We start from the raw sequence: 16,611 nt of genomic DNA, 5'->3' as shown, positions 1-16,611 counted from the left end.
GCCAACTTGTTGGCGATGCAGTGTCATGGGTTGAATCAGTTCCAACGCCACGCGAATGAATTCGCGTCTACAGATGTCAGGCACACCTCACGCTTCTGTACAGACCGTGTGAAAACCAGATAACCAGCAGCTAACCAAAAAAATGCCCCGATCACCTCGGGGCATTTCCCATTTATACAGAGAGAAAAAAGGCCTTCCTCAGGCCAGCAACTCAATCATTCGGCGCACGCCCAGGACGTTGATAGCCCTTTTCAGGTTATAGGCGTTATCGCAAGCGCCATTTCCGTTCGCGCACCCTTTAGCTGGCGAAGCAAGAACCGGCCATTGCCGTAGATCCATTGTTGAGGGCCAAACGGGTCGACGATGCTCTTCGGGCATCAACCATCTCAGGATGTGCCTGCATTCGCTGCTTCATTCTTTCAAAAGCTTCTTCGTGAACGTGTCGCTTGATCGAGCGATAGCGGCTCTTGGTGCATCGATGTTTAAGGGGGCAGGAGCCGCAGTCATTAGCGTTTGCGCGGTAGATTCGCTGTCCCTTGTTCAGTTGCAGCAGGGGCAAAAAACGGCCGGGCATTGGTAGCGGTCGTTTTGCTGGTCGTAGTTAAAATCGTCCGGCCAAAAGAAGTGGGGTCTTCAATGTTGTTGCCCCGATTAATCGGTACGTACGCCGTGATGCCGGCGTCATCACAGGCCTGAAAATGCTCGCCGTTTGAATAGCCGGCATCTGCAGTAACGGTCAGATTCGGTTGTTCAAGGACTTCCTGAGTCGCTTTTGCCATCGGCTCCAGTTGCTTGCGATCATCGCCTTCCTGAGTCACTTCGTGGTGCACGATCAGGCTGTTTTCAGCGTCGACTGCGGTCTGCACGTTGTAGGCAACGGCCATGCCCTGCGGGGCTCGCATCATCCGCGCGTCGCTTTCGGTGCTGATGAATTGGGTGATCTGCAGTTCGTCCATCAGCGCCTGGCAGGTCAGGTAGTCGTCCCGTTTGGCGGTCAGTTTCGCCAGCACCGTCTTAACAGCGCTTCGATCAACCACCTCTTCATTTTCGTCGCGATCTGCGCAGTCCAAATCCTCTAGATACTTGGCTATGCGGCGGTCCAATTTTTCCTGATCGCGCTTGAGGTGCTTGGTGCTGATGTGACGACGGGCCGAAGCGACAGCCTTGAATTTGCTGCCATTGGCGACCAGATCACCTTTGACCAAGCTGCGGTTCGGCAGAACTGAACAAACGCGCGGCAGGTTGCAGAGAACGCGGTGGCGTTATCCTTGCGGAAGTCGGCGATGGTTTTGAAGTCCGGCGCGAGGCGGTTGAGCAGCCACATGACTTCGATGTTGCGTTGGCACTCAGCTTCGAGCCGGCGCGAAGACCGTATGCGCTGGAAATAACCGTAGATGTAGAGCTTGAGCAGATCGGCGGGGTTGTAAGGTGGACGTCCGTTGCCTTTGGGGATGGCTTTATCAAAACCCAGAACCCGGAGATCAAGGCGCGAAACATAGGCATCAATGACCCGGACGAGATGGTCTTCGGGAATGACTTCGTCGATGGAAACCGGAAACAGGCTGGTCTGGTTTCGAGATTCGCCCTGGATGTACGCCATAAGAAAATGCCCCGCATCTTTCGATGCGGGGCATTTTCTTAGATCTGGGGCGGGTTGGCTAGGTTTTCACACAGTCTGTGTAGGAGCCAACTTGTTGGCGATGCAGTGTCATGGGTTGAATCAGTTCCAACGCCACGCGAATGAATTCGCGTCTACAGATGTCAGGCACACCTCACGCTTCTGTAGGAGCCAACTTGTTGGCGAGGCGATGTCATGGGTTGAATCAGTTCCAACGCCACGCGAATGAATTCGCGTCTACAGATGTCAGGCGCACCTCACGCTTCTGTAGGAGCCAACTTGTTGGCGAGCCGTCATCAGCACGAACCCGGCAATCCCCCACGCGAATGAATTCGCGTCTACAGGCAATTCAGCTTTCAACCAGCCGGTACCCGACTCCCGCCTCGGTGACGATGAACCTCGGGGCGGCGGGGTCGTCGGCGAGTTTCTGCCGCAGGTGGCCGACCACAATGCGAAGGTAATGGGTGTCTTCGGTGTGGGTCGGGCCCCAGATATCCTTGAGCAACTGCTGCTGCGTGATGACCCGGCCCGGATGGCGCGCCAGTTGCGCCAGCACGGCGTATTCCTTGCGCGTCAGGCCCACTTCGACACCGTCCAGGGAAACGCGCCGGTAGGCCAGATCAATGGTCAACGGGCCAATCACCAGCGCCGACTCAGGCTGTCCGCTGTCCGGGGACTGGCGCAGAAGCGCACGCACCCGTGCCAGAAACTCCTGAATGCCAAACGGTTTGGTCACGTAATCATTGGCGCCGGCGTCCAGAGCACGCACTTTCTCGCTTTCACTGGCGCGCACCGACAGCACCAGCACAGGCACCGTCGACCACTCGCGAAAGCCAATGAGCACGTCCTGCCCGTCCATGTCCGGCAAACCCAGGTCAAGCACCAGCAAATCGGGTTTGTTCAGCGCGGCCTGGCTCAAACCCTCGGTGCCTGTCCCGGCCTCAATCACTTTGTAGCCCTGTGAAGCGAGGCTGATGCGCAGAAATTTTCGAATCTGCGGCTCGTCATCGATCACCAGAATGGTTGCCGTCTGGCTCATGGTTGTCCTGTCGTGACTGAAGAAAACGAGAGCGTAACGCAAAGCCCGCTCACACTGCCTGCTCCGATTGCGCGTCGGGTTGCGCGGGCAACGGCAGGTGCAGACTGATCCGGGTGCCGCGACCCTCGATGCCTTCACTGACCGTGATGCGCCCGCCATGGGCGCCGACCATCCCCTGACAGATCGCCAGTCCCAGACCGGTGCCCTGCCCACCTCGATCGCCCCGGGCTGCGGTGTAGAACATGTCGAAAATCTTTGCCCGTTCGGCTTCCGGAATGCCGGGACCTTCGTCGCTGACCGCGAAGATCACCTCCTCCTGATCCGCGTCTGCCGTCAGTTGCAGACGGCCCTGCTGGGGAGAAAAGCGCGCAGCGTTTTCAATCACGTTGACCAGCGCTTGCTCAATCAACGCGGCGTGTACATACAAAAGTGGCAAGTCAGGCGCGAGCTGCGTGCTGACCTGCAGCGGCGCCAGCACGGCGCGCAGACGGTTCAAGGCGCTGCAGACAATGTCACCCGGCGATACCCAGTCGCGGGCCAGCTTCAAGGCGCCGTGACCGAGACGGGTCATGTCCAGCAGGTTCTGAATGTAACGGTCCAGACGTTCGGCTTCATCGCGGGTGCCTTCGAGCAGCTCTCGACGATCTTCCAGCGGTATCGCCTCACCCAGCGCAAGCAGGCTGTCGATGCTGCCGCGCATGGATGTCAACGGTGTGCGCAGATCGTGGGAGACGGACGCCAGCAACGCGCTGCGCAACTGTTCGGTTTCACCGTGCAGACGCGCTGCTTCGAGGTCATCAGCCAGTCGCACGCGGGCCAGTGCCTGACCGATGGGCTGGCTGAGCGCGGTGAGCAGACGCCGGCGTTGCGGGGTAAATATCTGCCCCTCTCTGGCACAGACACCGAGCAACGCCAGCGGCGCATCGTCGACCCACAATGGCAACCACCACCAGCGCCCGGACGGCAATGTCCCTGTGCCCTTGCCCGCTGGCTGGCCGTGTTGCCAGGCCCAGTCCGCAGCAGCGCGCTCAAACTCCGAGAACTCCAGCGGCCCGCCGATTTCGACGGTCCAGCCCTGGTGGCCGTCAGGGTTCAGCACGCACAGTTGCAGCTCCTTCCAGCCACCCAAATGTTGCTCGGCGGCGCTGAGCACGGCCTGACGGTCCGTGGCGGCCGTCAGTTTGCGTGACAGCTCGAGCATTTCGCTGGTTTCTTCCTGAGTGTCACGCAACGCGCGCAACTGACCCCGCTGGCGGGCCGCGAGGTTGCCGGTGACACCCGCCATCAGCAGGAAAAACAACAGCGTGAGCACATCCTCTTCACGCTGGATGCTCAGGGAGAAATTCGGCGGAATGAACAGAAAATCGTAAGCCAGAAACGACGCCACAGCGCACACCAGCGCCGGGCCGAGGCTGCTGCGCACGGCCACCAGCAGCACCGCCGCCAGAAAGACCAGTGAGATGTTCGGCAGCGCCAGCACGCCGGACACCGCCCAGGCAAGTACGCTCGCACCCACGGTCGCGAGCAGGGCCAGGGCGTAGTCGAATCCAACCAACGCCCGAGGTGACGTCGAACGCGGCTGGTCCGGGCGCGCTTCGCTGTCCAGCACGTTGATTTCCAGGCCATGGGCATTGCGCAACAAGCGCGCAGCCAAGCCTCCACCGAGAACGCGACGGCGCCAGCTCGGCCGGGATTGTCCGACCAGCACCAGACTCGCCCGGCGCTCGGCGGCGTGCTGAATCAGGGTTTTTGCCACCTCCGGCGCACGCAGCACCACCACTTCGCCGCCCAGCCGTTCAGCCAGTTGTTGCGCGTTTTGCAGACGGGTGCGCGCCAGTTCATCGAAAAACCGGCCGTTGTCGATGTGCACCAGACTCCAAGGCAGATGCCGACGCTGGGCCACCCGGCTGGCATGGCGCACCAGTCTTTCAGCCTGGGCGTCGCCGTCCACGCCCACCAGCAAGCGGCCGCGCACCGCAGGGGCCGCTTGCCCCAGCTGGCGGTAGCCCTGCGCCAGATCGTTATCGACCTGCGCGGCGGCGGTCTGCATGGCCAGTTCGCGCAGCGCATTGAGGTTGGTTTGCGAAAAGAACGCATCGATGGCAGCGCGGGCCTGCTCAGGTACATAGACCTTGCCATCGCGCAGGCGCTCAAGCAGTTCCCTCGGCGGCAGGTCGATCAGCACCAGTTCATACGCTTCTTGCAGCACCCAGTCGGGCAGGGTTTCGCGCACCAGCACGCCGGTGATGCCGCGCACCTGGTCGTTGAGGCTTTCGAGGTGCTGGACGTTGACCGTGGTGTAGACGTCGATGCCCGCCGAGAGCAGCTCCTGGATATCTTGCCAGCGCTTGGCGTGACGACTGCCGGGGGCGTTGCTGTGGGCCAGTTCGTCAACCAGTGCCAGTCCCGGCGCGGCCTTGAGCAGACCGTCGAGGTCCATTTCTTCGAGAATTACGCCACGGTATTCGGAGCGCAGCAGCGGTTGCTGCGCGATGCCACCGAGCAAGGCTTCGGTTTCGCTGCGGCCATGGGTTTCCACCACGCCCGCCAGCACTGCAACGCCCTGGCGCATCTGAGTGTGCGCCGCCTGCAACATCGCGTACGTCTTGCCGACACCGGGCGCGGCGCCCAGAAACACTTTCAGCCGGCCACGCCCCTCCCGAGGCAGGTTGGCCAGAATGGCGTCGGCACGGGTGGTCGAATTCACGATGTGTTGTTCCTTACTCATTATTCCAGTCTGCCGCAGGGCTGCAGGAGCAAACTTGTTCGCGAAGCGTCCCGCCTCACACAGCGCATAAACCGCTTCGCCAACAAGTTGGCTCCTACAGATTCAGCAAGCCCTCTCCCACCAGATCGTCGATCAATTCACGGATTTGGCAGAAGGTAACCCATTGAGCGCCTGATTCAAGCTTAAAACGTTGACCACTGGCGGACCGATCAACGGGCGATAGGTATTGGCCTCAACAATCCCCTGCACGGCGTCCGGGGAAACATTACGCGCCGCTGCAACACGGCTGACCTGATAAGCAGCGGCTTGGGGCGAAACATGCGGGTCAAGGCCACTGCCAGAGGTGGTCAAGAGGTTCAGCGGCACAGGGCCTTGCCCGTCCACCACGTTTTTGGCGGCATCATCGGCCACGCGCTGAGCCAACGCCGGATTACTCGGTGCCAGGTTGCTCGCGCCGCTGGAGACGGTTGCATAAGCGCCTGCCGAAGGACGTGGGTGAAACCATTCTTCGCCGGTGAAATTCTGTGCGATCAGCTCGGAACCGCGCACCTTCTCCTGATCGTCATAGATCAGGCTGCCGTTGGCCTGCTCAGGAAACGCCACTTGCGCAATACCCGTCACCACCAGTGGGTAGGCGACGCCGGTGATCAGGGTCATCAGAACAATCAGGCTTATGGCTGGACGAATTACAGTCGACATCATCAAATCCTCAATCAAAAGTGAGCGCCGCAGACCTTGGTTGCAGCACCCGATGGCTCCTGCGCTGCGAACCGGTGTCCGCAGCGCAGGTGCCGCCTTACACCAGATGCAACGCGGTCAGCAGCATGTCGATGGCCTTGATCCCCACGAATGGCACGGCAATCCCGCCCAGCCCGTAGATCAGCAGGTTACGTCGCAGCAACGCCGCCGCGCTCGCCGCCTGAACCCGCACGCCACGAAGCGCCAGCGGGATCAGCACCACAATGATCAGCGCGTTGAAGACGATGGCCGAAAGGATCGCGCTCTGCGGGCTGGTCAGGTGCATGATATTGAGCACGCCCAGCTGCGGGTAGATCGAGGCGAACAGCGCCGGCAGGATGGCGAAGTATTTGGCCACGTCGTTGGCAATCGAGAACGTCGTCAGCGCGCCGCGTGTAACCAGCAATTCCTTGCCGATCTGCACCACGTCCAGCAGCTTGGTCGGGTCGCTGTCGAGATCGACCATGTTGGCCGCCTCGCGCGCCGCCTGCGTGCCGTCGTTCATCGCCATGCCGACATCGGCCTGAGCCAGCGCCGGGGCGTCGTTGGCGCCGTCGCCGCACATGGCAACCAGACGCCCGTCGTTCTGCTCCTGACGAATACGCTCGAGCTTTTTCTCCGGCGTCGCTTCGGCCAGCACGTCGTCCACGCCCGCCTCAGCGGCAATCGCAGCAGCAGTCAACGGGTTGTCGCCGGTCACCATCACCGTGCGAATGCCCAGTTTGCGCAATTCTTCAAAGCGCTCACGGATGCCGGGCTTGACCACGTCTTTCAGGTGGATGGCGCCCAGCAGCTTGCCGTCGCCACAGACCAGCAACGGGGTGCCGCCGGTTTTGGCGATCTTGTCGATTTCACGCGCCAGCACCGACGGCAGATCACTGCGATCACGGCCCAGGAAATTCAGCAGCGAATCGACGGCACCCTTGCGAAACACCCGGCCGTCATAGTCGACACCGGACAAACGGGTTTCAGCGGTGAACGGCACCGGGGTCAATTGGCTGGGTGCAGGTTCGACCATCGGGTGCAAGCCGCGCAGGTACTCGACGATGGATTTACCTTCTGCCGTATCGTCCGCCAGCGAGGCCAGCAACGTTCCTTCACTCAGCTCTTTGGGGCTCACACCCGGTGCGGCATACACCGCTGCACAACGGCGGTTACCGAAAGTGATGGTGCCGGTCTTGTCCAGCAGCAGCACATGTACGTCGCCGGCTGCTTCCACGGCGCGCCCGGATTTGGCGATGACGTTCAGGCGCACCAGGCGATCCATCCCGGCGATACCGATGGCTGACAGCAAACCGCCGATGGTGGTCGGGATCAGCGTGACCAACAGCGCGACCAAAAACACCAGCGGCAGATTGCCCCCGGCGAAGTGAGCGAACGGCTGCAAAGTCACGACGACCAGCAGGAAGATCAGCGTCAGGCCGATCAGCAGGATGTCGAGTGCGACTTCGTTGGGTGTTTTCTGGCGTTTGGCGCCTTCCACCAACGCGATCATGCGGTCCAGGGTCGACTCGCCGGGGTTGGCACTGATGCGCACCATCAACCAGTCGGACACCAGCCGGGTGTTGCCGGTGACAGCCGAACGGTCGCCGCCGGATTCACGAATCACCGGCGCGGACTCACCGGTGATGGCCGCTTCGTTGACCGCCGCGATGCCTTCGATGACTTCGCCGTCGCCTGGGATCATCTCCCCGGCCTCGACGCGTACCACGTCACCCTTGCGCAGGCTGCTGGCGCTGACCATTTCAAACGCGCCGTTGCTGCCTTTCAAGCGTGCCTTCAGGCCTTCGGTACCGGCCTTCAAGCTGTCAGCCCGCGCTTTACCGCGGCCTTCGGCCAACGCTTCGGCGAAGTTGGCGAACAGCACGGTGAACCACAGCCAGACTGCAATCTGCACCGCGACGAAGGTCGGTACGGCCGGATCAGGGATCAGGCACAAAACGGTGGTGAGGATGGCGGTCAGCTCCACCACCAGCATCACCGGCGCCCGTTTCAACTGGCGCGGGTCAAGTTTGACGAAGGCCTGGACCAGCGCAGGTCGCCACAGGTCGGCTATTGCGGTCTTGGCTGGCGACGCCACAGGTGTTGGCTGTTCGGCGTTTTTATTTGTAGCAGGAATCTGCATGTTCATGATTCGTTCCTCAGAAGCCCAGGCTCAGATGTTCGGCAATCGGCCCCAGTGCAAGGGTCGGCAGGAACGTAAGCCCGCCCACCAGCAAAATGGTCACCGTCAGCAGGGTCACGAACAAGGGGCCGTGGGTCGGAAAGCTGTTCTGGTTGAGCGGCGCGGTTTTCTTCGCCGCCAGACTGCCCGCCAATGCCAGCACCGGCAGGATGTAGCCGAAGCGACCGAGGAACATCGAGAGGCTGAGCATCAGGTTGTGGAACATCGTGTTGGCGCTGAAACCGCCGAACGCTGAGCCGTTGTTGGCCGTGGCCGAGGTGTAGGCGTACAGCAACTGGCTGAAGCCATGCGGGCCGGGGTTGCTCACCGCGCCGGCCGGGCCAGGCAACGACGCCGCCAATGCACCAAACACCAGCACGCCCACCGGCATCACGATCAGGGTCGCGACCAGGAGCTTGACCTCACGCGCCTGGAGTTTTTTGCCCAGGTATTCCGGCGTACGTCCGATCATCAAGCCGGCGAGGAACACCGCGATCAGCACGTTCAGCAGCATGCCATACAGCCCTGCGCCGACGCCGCCAAAGATCACTTCGCCGACCATCATGTTCGCCAGCGCCACCATACCGCTCAGCGGATTGAGGCTGTCGTGCATGCCGTTGACGGAGCCGTTGGAAGCAGCGGTAGTCGCGCTTGCCCACAGCACGGTCGCGGTGGTGCCAAAACGCGTTTCCTTGCCTTCCATCGGTGCAGTCTGTTCAACGGAAGCCATGCTCAGCGTCGGGTTGGGCTGATATTCCGCCCACAGCATGGTCGCACCACCAATCAGGAACAACGCCAGCATGCAGGCGATGATCGCCCGGCTCTGACGCAGGTCCTTGACGTAATGGCCGAAGGTGAACACCAGCGCTACCGGGATCAGGATGATCGATACCAGCTCGAACAGGTTGCTCCAGGCGGTCGGGTTCTCGAACGGATGCGCCGAGTTGACGCCGAAGAAACCGCCGCCGTTGGTGCCCAGTTGTTTGATTGCGATCTGGCTGGCAGCCGGGCCGAGCGGAATACTCTGGTCGGCGCCTTGCAGAGTCACGGCGTCCACGTAATGGGCGAAGGTCTGCGGCACGCCCTGCCACACCAGAAAAAGCGCCAGGATGATGCACAACGGCAACAGCCCGTAAAGGGTTGCGCGGGTCATGTCGGTCCAGAAGTTCCCCAGGCTTTGCGTCGAGCGGCGGCTGATGCCACGGCAGAATGCAACCAGCACGGCGATGCCGGTTGCGGCACTGACGAAGTTTTGCACGGTCAGGCCGGCCATCTGGCTCAGGTAGCTGAGGGACGCTTCGCCGCTGTAATTCTGCCAGTTAGTGTTAGTGACAAAACTCATTGCGGTGTTGAAGGCCAGCGACCATTCCATACCCGGCAGCGCTTGCGGGTTGAGTGGCAGAGAGCCCTGAAACAGCAGGATCGCGAACAACGCGACGAAGCCAGCCAGGTTGAAGGCCAGCAAGGCCAGTGTGTAGGTTTTCCAGTTGTGCTCAATCTTGGGGTCTACGCCGGAAATGCGATAGCAAATGCGCTCGACCGGCCCCATGACCGGGGTCAGAAAAGTGCGCTCACCTTCCATGACCTTGTAGTAGAAACGCCCCAGCATCGGCGCTGGCAACAGCACCAGTGCAAAGAACGCGATGATCAGCAGATAGTCGTAACCGTGCATGCCCGTCACTCCTCGACCTGGCCGGCGCGCAGTAACGCCACCAGCAAGTACACGAACAACCCTGCCGCCAACAGCAGGGACACCCCATCCAGAACACTCATGGAAACTCTCCGTCATACGGCGATTGCCGCTTGGGGTCATTGTCCGTAGCAGGGGCGTAAAGGAACGAGAGCGAGGGAGGTCGCCGGGCATAAAGAATGCGTAAAGCCCGGCGTCAAACGCAGTCCCTGTAGGAGCTGCCGAGCAGCAGTAGGCGTAAACGCCGAACTTTACGCCGCTGCATGCTTGCCGCTCGAAGCTTACGGCTTGTAGCTTTCCTGATACATTTCCGACAATCGCCCGACACCCGCGCCCTGCACCCTTCCGCCTGACTCGCCAGCGCAGTGGCATGGGGCGTCGTTCCTTACTTGCGGCCAGTCGATGGCGGCTCCACATGGCGGCAGCAGTACATGCAAACCCTTTCCGACAGCAACACCGCTACTGGCGCTGACGAACGCCGCTGGACCACTCGCGCGCTGATCGTCGATGACGACGTGCCGATTCGCGAGCTGTTGTGCGATTACCTCGCACGCTTCAACATTCACAGCACCGGCGTCATCGATGGCACTGCCATGCGCCAGGCGCTGTCGGAAGGCACGTTTGACGTCATAGTCCTGGACTTGATGCTGCCCGGTGAAGACGGCCTGTCGCTGTGTCGCTGGCTGCGCGGTTCCTCCGACATCCCGATCCTGATGCTGACCGCCCGCTGCGAGCCCACCGACCGCATCATCGGTCTGGATCTGGGCGCCGACGACTACATGGCCAAACCGTTCGAACCGCGTGAACTGGTTGCACGCATCCAGACCATCCTGCGCCGGGTACGCGACGAACGCAGCGAAGAGCGCACCCACATCCGTTTCGACAACTGGCGGCTCAATAGCGTATTGCGCCAATTGACCGCACCCGATGGTCTGGTGGTGCCGCTGTCCAACGCTGAGTTCAGCGTTGTTGCGCGTGTTCCTCGAGCGTCCGCGCCGCGTGCTCAATCGCGAGCAACTGCTGGATGCAGCACGTGGTCGTTCGATCGAAGCCTTTGATCGCAGCATCGATTTACTGGTCTCACGGTTGCGGCAGAAACTGGGCGATGACCCCAAATCGCCACAACTGATCAAGACAGTGCGCGGTGAAGGCTACCTGTTCGACGCCAGGGACATCGGTTGATCCGTTCGGCTGACACACTGTTCGCCCGCCTGTTCGGCGGCGCGCTGCTGGCTATCATCCTGGCGCACCTGCTGGCATTTGGCTGGTTCAGCTTTTACGGTTTTCGGCCTCCACCTCCACCTCCACCTCCACCTCCGCCGGAGCATTCTCAGGCGGGCGATACACAGCAAGCGCCCATGATGGGCGAGAGGCCACGCGAGCACCGCCCGCCGCCGCTGGGTGGGCCTATCGTGCCGCTGATCTTTCAATTGATCACCCTGATCATCGCCGCCGCCACCTATGCAGATGGACGCAAGCAGCTCAACTGCCAATAACGCGCAAAACCTGCTGAGCGCGCTGGACGGCGACGGTGACGGCGGGATCAGCTCCAGCGAACTGACGTCGGCGCTGTCCTCCAACAGCAACAGTCAGCAGCAAAGCAGCAGCAGCCAGTCGGCCGAAGCATTGAGCCGGATCGTTGCCGCCATCAGCGACAGCTACAACCTGACCAGCAGCGCCACTGCCGGCAAGTACGTCAGCGTTTCTGCCTGACGCGGGTGCAAAAAAAAACGCCGCCGGACGTAAGTCCGACGGCGGTTTTTTCAGGTGACGATTGTCAAGTGCGCGGTTGCTGCGCCCGACTGCTGCCCACCCAGTCCAGCAGCAGGCTATAGGACACCGCCAGCAATGTCGGGCCGATGAACAGGCCGATGAATCCGAATGCCAGCAAACCGCCAAAAACCCCCAGCAGCACGATGACCAGTGGAAGATTGCCACCACGACTGATCAGGTACGGCTTCAGTACGTTGTCAACACCGCTGACGATGAACGTACCCCAGAGCCCAAGGAAAATCGCCATACCGTAATCACCTTTCCAGGCAAGCCAGGCGGTGGCCGGAATCCAGATCAGCGGCGGACCCATCGGCACCAGACTCAGCAGGAATGTGCCAATACCCAGCACCAGCGCGCCCGGCACACCGGCAATCAGAAAACCGATCAGGGCCAGCAGCGCCTGAGCGGCGGCGGTACCGATCACTCCGTTGACAACCCGCTGTACCGTGCCAGCCACCAGATCTACGTAATATTGCGCGCGATCACCGATCAGGCGTTCCAGCAGGCTCAATACGAAAGCCGCCAGCCTCGGGCCGTCGCGATAGAAAAAGAACACGAACACGATGCTCAATGTCAGCTCGAGAATGCCGCCGCCGATCTGAGCACTTCGCGCCAGCAGAAAGTTACCGACTTGCCCCAGATACGGCCGCACATTGGCGAGCATCGCCGCGCCTTGCTGATCGATCGTGTTCCAGAAGCTCACCAGACGCTCCCCCACCAACGGCACGCTGGCCAGCCAGGTCGGAGGGTCCGGCAGACCGTCCACTTGCACATCTTTGATGAAGACCGTCGCATCTCGCACGTGATCGGCCAGATTGAAGCCCAGCCACACCAGCGGCGCGAGCACCAGCACTGCCCAGCCGAGGGTCAGCAACGCGGCGGCCAGCGATTCTCGGCCCTTGAGCCAACGCGTCAACAGGCGCATCAGCGGCCAGCTGGCAAAGGCCAGCACAGCGCCCCAGAACAGCGCCGACCAGAACGGCGCCATTACCCACAGGCAGGCACCGAGCAACGCCAGGAGCAGAATCTGCACCAAGAGGCGATCATTATTGAGCATGGTTCATCCTGCAGAATTTACATGAGTGGCGACAGCATAACGGCGAACGCCGGTCTTGCCAGCGTTCATCATGAGGCGACTACAGTGCGGTGCGCAGCGACACCTACAGATAGTCCTTCAGCGGATCAGTTCAATGGCCAGGCCCTTTGCCTCGCCATTGCCCGCCTCGAGTCGCGCCGCGCGCACGCCTTTGCCGGTCAGTGCCTGACGCCACGCTTCGGCGTCCTTGCCCGATACCGTCACTCGAAGGCCGCTGTCCAGGTTCAGGCCGCGCGAGAGTAACGTAATCCAAGGTTCCTGCGGGGTGCCGGTGAGCATGGGCAAATCCAGTTCACCGGTGCTTTTAAGCTGCCGCAACAACGTGGCGGAGGTCGGCAACAGCTCCCCCAAGGGCGCCGCTGCCTGAAACTGCTCCACATGCAGGTAAGCGCGTCGATTGCCACGGGTGATGCTGTACAACGCTACAAGCGTGTCGTTCTCGGGGGCCGCCAGACGCAACAGCAGATACGCTTGCTGGTCGTCGGCGCCGTACAACTTGGCGTTGCCGAATACTTCATTGGCCCAGAGGCTGCTCTCTCCGCAGTCACGCGCCTGGCACCAGAACAGCAACTGTGCGTCCTGCTTCTGCAGCGCTTCGCGTGCCGCGGTGAAGGCTTCATCGGAGGTGTGTTCGGAGGGAATCTGGTAGGTGATGGCGGTGACGTTGCCTCGAGCGCCGACTTGCCCGTCAAAACGCAGCTGACCGCTGATCTTGCGAATCGAGCCCATGGGGTAAACCCGTTCCAGCTCGGTGGCCGGGCGGTAATCAACGATTTCGGCATCGGCCAGCCGGGGTAATTTGGGCAGGTCCAGGCTGCCGGGCACATCATCCGCATGGCTGAGTGTGCTGAGCGTGGCAAGGCAAAGCATCAACCCGAAGGCACTGGTGAAACGCATGGGTGCTTTCATCGGCTCGATGTCGGAAAAGGAAGGTTACGGAGCGAGCCTGAAATAAGGCTCGCTGAAATTCCGGCAGGGTTGCCAGGGGCGGCGCGTTGTTGGTCCGTCATGGGTGTCTCCTGTCTTAACCCGCTCAGCCTCGGCAGTTGCCGGTCGCAAGTCAAGGAACAGCGAAAAACCGTTTGAAACAGTCTGCAACAGAGCTCGCGCCAGCCTCGTCGTTGAGGTGCAGGTGATGCCCGCCGGGCAAGTGTTTGACCTCAAATGGCAGGGCGGACAAGAGCGCCTGGTTTTTCGCCAGCATGCCGTCTTCGGCGACGATCAACTGAGTGGGGCAAGCGATGGCCTCGACATAGGCCATTGCCTGGGCACGGCTAAAACGGGTAGACGACGGGAGGGTCAGACGGCTATCGCTGCGCCAGGTGTAGCCACCGGGCACCGGCATCAAACCGCGCTGCGCCAGCAGCTCAGCGGCCTCGCGGCTGACCGCAACCAGGCCCTGCATGCGGGCCTCAACGGCGCGATCAATCTCGGCATAAACCGGCTTGCGCTTGTTGAACTGGCTTAACTGCGCCTGCAACGCCGCACCCATACGTTGCGCGGCGCTGTCTGCTTCACCGAGCGGCGGGATCAACCCGTCGATCATTGCCAGGCGGTTAATACGTTGGGGCAGCGCGCCGGCGATGATCACTGAAATGATCGCGCCTAACGAATGCCCCAGCAGTGAAAACTTTTCCCAACCCAATTGGTCCGCGACCTGCAGCACATCGTGGGCATAGTCCGGCAGGCTGTAACCTGCGCCAATCGGACGGTGGTCGGAATGGCCATGCCCGGCCAGATCCAACGCCACGATACGCAGCCCTTCGAGTTTGGGCGCCAGTCGGGCGAAGCTGTTGGCGTTATCAAGCCAGCCATGCAACGCGATCACCGGCCTACCGTCCGGAGGACCGAACAGATGGGCCGCCAACTCGATATGCGGCAAGCTCAGCCGCACTTCTTCAACCCGGCAACTCATGCCTGGGCACGCTCGCAGGCCTGCGCGCCTTCGGCTGACTCACGCCGCGCGCTCCAGCGGGCGAACAAGGTTTTAAGCATCTGAGCGGTCGCTTCGGGATGTTCCAGCGGAAACATATGCCCGCCCGGCATCGACAGGTATTCCCCTTCCCGCATGCTTTTGACCGAATAGGCGTGGTGTCGCCTGACCACTTGACTGTGCTCGCCGCGCACCACTGCCAACGGCACTCGCAACTGACGAGCGAGCCCAGGACTGGTGTGCGGCACGCTGCGATAAATGCTGATCTCGGTGGCGGGATCAAAGCGCAGGCGCAGTTGACCGCCGTCCGCTTGCAGCCCGTGCAAGAGATAGGCTTCAAAGCACTCCGGATCGAATCGGCGAAACAGGGTTTTACCCGAGAAATAGTGCCGTGCGGCGTCAATATCAGAGAACACTTCGCGGCGCCCCAGCGTGCGCCCGGCCGGGGTTAGGCGATCGATGAAACCGAACCGCTTGGCAGCGCGAATCATCCACTGATCGAACACGGTCAGAACGGGTGAGTCCAGCATCACAACGCCCCTGTAAAGCTCGGGGCAACGCAGCGCCGCGTGGTAATGCAACACACCGCCGAGAGAGTGACCCACGCCCCAGACGGGCTGAGGCTGGTGGCGAAGATGGTGAATGAGCTCATCGACCAGATCCGCCCAATTATCAGTCACCGGGAAACGAGGATCGTGAGCATGCTGCTCCAGATGAGCGACCTGAAATCCGTCGCCCAGCGCAGCAAACAACTTGCCGTAGGTCGCAGAAGGAAAGCCATTGGCGTGAGCGAAAAAGACAGGTTGAGTCATGCAAGCGCATCCCGGTGAGTGCAGATCAGGCTGCAATTGTGGGCACGCGCCACTCACCCCGCAATGACCGGAAGCGCCATCGACAGTGGCACTCCGGTCATGGGAAGAGTTACTTGGGATTTACAACGTTTGAGTGAACCGATCAAGGCACGCCTTGATGTAGGCGACCTGAAAACCAAAACCCTCCTTGACCTGCGCTTTAACCTCCTCGGATGGCTTGGTTTTCTTCACTGCAAGAATGCTGCTCTGCATGGACTGGACTGTTTCGTCGGCAAGCTTCTGAAACGCAGGCAGATCAGGCACGCCCGGCAGTGCCGCGCTCATCCCTTCATAGACCATATCCGCCTCGTCTCGCAAGGCCTGAAATTCAGTGTTGGTCAGCACTTTGTCTGCGTAGATATCCGTCACCCACGCCTCAAGCCCTACGGGTTGATTAGCCATTTCCTTCCTCCTTGAACAATGTGTGTCGCACCATGAGACGCGTTCACAGTAGACGCAAAGGAAAAAGGCGGCAAAGACCGTATCGCTCGAACGAATGGGCTGCAAATAGCGAATCGAAATTAGCGGCCGGGCGGTTGCTCGCCATGGGGCACGACGGCAACGGTCAGGCGGGAGATACAGCAGGCCTTGCCTTCGTCGCTGGTCAGACGAATGTCCCAGACGTGGGTGGTGCGGCCGATATGCACCGGCCGGGCAATCGCGGTGACGCGGCCGTTGCGCAGGCCACGCAGATGGTTGGCGTTGACTTCCAGGCCCACGCAAAAATATTTGCTGGTATCGATCACCAGATAACTGGCGGTGGAGCCGACTGTTTCCGCCAGCACCACAGAAGCGCCGCCGTGCAGCAGGCCATAGGGCTGATGAGTACGGTGATCGACCACCATGCTCGCGGTGAGTGAGTCGTCATCGGCAGATTCGAAACGAATATCCAGAACCTCGCCGATGGTGTTTTTCTGCATTGCATTAAGGGCGTCGATACTTGGAGGGCTGCGCCAGATCGTCATGTTCATTCCTTTGTTG

13 protein-coding genes and 3 pseudogenes are annotated in these 16,611 nt (G+C 61.0%); 3 read left to right on the top strand and 13 right to left on the bottom strand.

Features of this window, described 5'->3' with window-relative positions:
- Nucleotides 1-198: 198 nt before the first annotated feature.
- The 7 genes and pseudogenes from OYW20_RS11275 to kdpF form a co-directional block, all read right to left on the bottom strand.
- Nucleotides 199-1,600 (bottom strand): annotated as a pseudogene (locus OYW20_RS11275) (IS1182 family transposase).
- A 367-nt stretch (nt 1,601-1,967) separates the two neighbouring features.
- On the bottom strand, nt 1,968-2,657 hold the full coding sequence (locus OYW20_RS11270; protein WP_268800749.1) for a response regulator: 690 nt from the start codon (nt 2,655-2,657) through the stop codon (nt 1,968-1,970).
- A 49-nt stretch (nt 2,658-2,706) separates the two neighbouring features.
- The gene (locus OYW20_RS11265) at nt 2,707-5,364 is read right to left on the bottom strand and encodes a sensor histidine kinase (protein WP_268800748.1); all 2,658 of its coding nucleotides are present in this window, start codon (nt 5,362-5,364) and stop codon (nt 2,707-2,709) included.
- Between the two features lie 153 nt (nt 5,365-5,517).
- Complete coding sequence (kdpC, locus tag OYW20_RS11260) at nt 5,518-6,084, bottom strand: potassium-transporting ATPase subunit KdpC (RefSeq protein WP_268800747.1); 567 nt, start codon at nt 6,082-6,084, stop codon at nt 5,518-5,520.
- A 97-nt stretch (nt 6,085-6,181) separates the two neighbouring features.
- Nucleotides 6,182-8,254 (bottom strand): potassium-transporting ATPase subunit KdpB, encoded by a 2,073-nt coding sequence (gene kdpB / locus OYW20_RS11255; protein ID WP_268800746.1) that lies wholly within the window; start codon nt 8,252-8,254, stop codon nt 6,182-6,184.
- Nucleotides 8,255-8,264: 10 nt separating this feature from the next.
- Nucleotides 8,265-9,959, bottom strand: a complete 1,695-nt coding sequence (gene kdpA / locus OYW20_RS11250) for a potassium-transporting ATPase subunit KdpA (RefSeq protein ID WP_268800745.1) — start codon at nt 9,957-9,959, stop codon at nt 8,265-8,267.
- Between the two features lie 5 nt (nt 9,960-9,964).
- Complete coding sequence (kdpF, locus tag OYW20_RS11245; RefSeq protein ID WP_268800744.1) at nt 9,965-10,060, bottom strand: K(+)-transporting ATPase subunit F; 96 nt, start codon at nt 10,058-10,060, stop codon at nt 9,965-9,967.
- Nucleotides 10,061-10,408: 348 nt separating this feature from the next.
- Here kdpF and OYW20_RS11240 point away from each other — a divergent pair.
- From OYW20_RS11240 to OYW20_RS11230, 3 genes and pseudogenes are all read left to right on the top strand, one after another.
- Nucleotides 10,409-11,159, top strand: a pseudogene (locus OYW20_RS11240) (response regulator).
- Nucleotides 11,156-11,431 (top strand): annotated as a pseudogene (locus OYW20_RS11235) (two-component sensor histidine kinase); the annotation flags it as partial. The pseudogenes OYW20_RS11240 and OYW20_RS11235, both read left to right, overlap by 4 nt.
- Nucleotides 11,432-11,438: 7 nt before the next feature.
- Complete coding sequence (locus OYW20_RS11230; RefSeq protein ID WP_268800743.1) at nt 11,439-11,690, top strand: hypothetical protein; 252 nt, start codon at nt 11,439-11,441, stop codon at nt 11,688-11,690.
- A gap of 64 nt (nt 11,691-11,754) precedes the next feature.
- Here the strand turns inward: OYW20_RS11230 and OYW20_RS11225 are convergent, their stop codons facing one another.
- From OYW20_RS11225 to OYW20_RS11200, 6 genes are all read right to left on the bottom strand, one after another.
- On the bottom strand, nt 11,755-12,807 hold the full coding sequence (locus OYW20_RS11225) for an AI-2E family transporter (protein WP_268800742.1): 1,053 nt from the start codon (nt 12,805-12,807) through the stop codon (nt 11,755-11,757).
- Between the two features lie 117 nt (nt 12,808-12,924).
- Complete coding sequence (locus OYW20_RS11220) at nt 12,925-13,716, bottom strand: DUF4892 domain-containing protein (protein WP_268801100.1); 792 nt, start codon at nt 13,714-13,716, stop codon at nt 12,925-12,927.
- A gap of 190 nt (nt 13,717-13,906) precedes the next feature.
- Entirely contained in the window at nt 13,907-14,761 is an 855-nt protein-coding gene (locus OYW20_RS11215; RefSeq protein WP_268800741.1) for an alpha/beta hydrolase, read from the bottom strand.
- Entirely contained in the window at nt 14,758-15,591 is an 834-nt protein-coding gene (locus tag OYW20_RS11210; protein ID WP_268800740.1) for an alpha/beta fold hydrolase, read from the bottom strand. Before OYW20_RS11210 ends, OYW20_RS11215 begins: the two co-directional genes overlap by 4 nt.
- Nucleotides 15,592-15,711: 120 nt before the next feature.
- Nucleotides 15,712-16,032, bottom strand: coding sequence for a hypothetical protein (locus tag OYW20_RS11205; RefSeq protein WP_268800739.1), 321 nt, complete (start codon nt 16,030-16,032; stop codon nt 15,712-15,714).
- Nucleotides 16,033-16,151: 119 nt separating this feature from the next.
- Nucleotides 16,152-16,595, bottom strand: coding sequence for a hotdog fold thioesterase (locus OYW20_RS11200; protein ID WP_268800738.1), 444 nt, complete (start codon nt 16,593-16,595; stop codon nt 16,152-16,154).
- Nucleotides 16,596-16,611 lie beyond the last annotated feature (16 nt).

It is taken from the genome of Pseudomonas sp. BSw22131, assembly GCF_026810445.1.
GTDB classification, from domain to species: Bacteria; Pseudomonadota; Gammaproteobacteria; order Pseudomonadales; family Pseudomonadaceae; genus Aquipseudomonas; species Aquipseudomonas huanghezhanensis.
Note: the sequence above shows the minus strand (reverse complement) of the source record. Positions and strands in the feature narration are given on the sequence as shown.

Coding starts and splice junctions, on each gene's coding strand:
- kdpB (WP_268800746.1), bottom strand. CDS start 8,254: ATGAACATGCAGATTCCTGCTACAAATAAAAACGCCGAACAGCCAACA.
- kdpA (WP_268800745.1), bottom strand. CDS start 9,959: ATGCACGGTTACGACTATCTGCTGATCATCGCGTTCTTTGCACTGGTG.
- kdpF (WP_268800744.1), bottom strand. CDS start 10,060: ATGAGTGTTCTGGATGGGGTGTCCCTGCTGTTGGCGGCAGGGTTGTTC.
- kdpC (WP_268800747.1), bottom strand. CDS start 6,084: ATGTCGACTGTAATTCGTCCAGCCATAAGCCTGATTGTTCTGATGACC.
- OYW20_RS11205 (WP_268800739.1), bottom strand. CDS start 16,032: ATGGCTAATCAACCCGTAGGGCTTGAGGCGTGGGTGACGGATATCTAC.
- OYW20_RS11270 (WP_268800749.1), bottom strand. CDS start 2,657: ATGAGCCAGACGGCAACCATTCTGGTGATCGATGACGAGCCGCAGATT.
- OYW20_RS11200 (WP_268800738.1), bottom strand. CDS start 16,595: ATGACGATCTGGCGCAGCCCTCCAAGTATCGACGCCCTTAATGCAATG.
- OYW20_RS11230 (WP_268800743.1), top strand. CDS start 11,439: ATGCAGATGGACGCAAGCAGCTCAACTGCCAATAACGCGCAAAACCTG.
- OYW20_RS11225 (WP_268800742.1), bottom strand. CDS start 12,807: ATGCTCAATAATGATCGCCTCTTGGTGCAGATTCTGCTCCTGGCGTTG.
- OYW20_RS11220 (WP_268801100.1), bottom strand. CDS start 13,716: ATGCTTTGCCTTGCCACGCTCAGCACACTCAGCCATGCGGATGATGTG.
- OYW20_RS11210 (WP_268800740.1), bottom strand. CDS start 15,591: ATGACTCAACCTGTCTTTTTCGCTCACGCCAATGGCTTTCCTTCTGCG.
- OYW20_RS11215 (WP_268800741.1), bottom strand. CDS start 14,761: ATGAGTTGCCGGGTTGAAGAAGTGCGGCTGAGCTTGCCGCATATCGAG.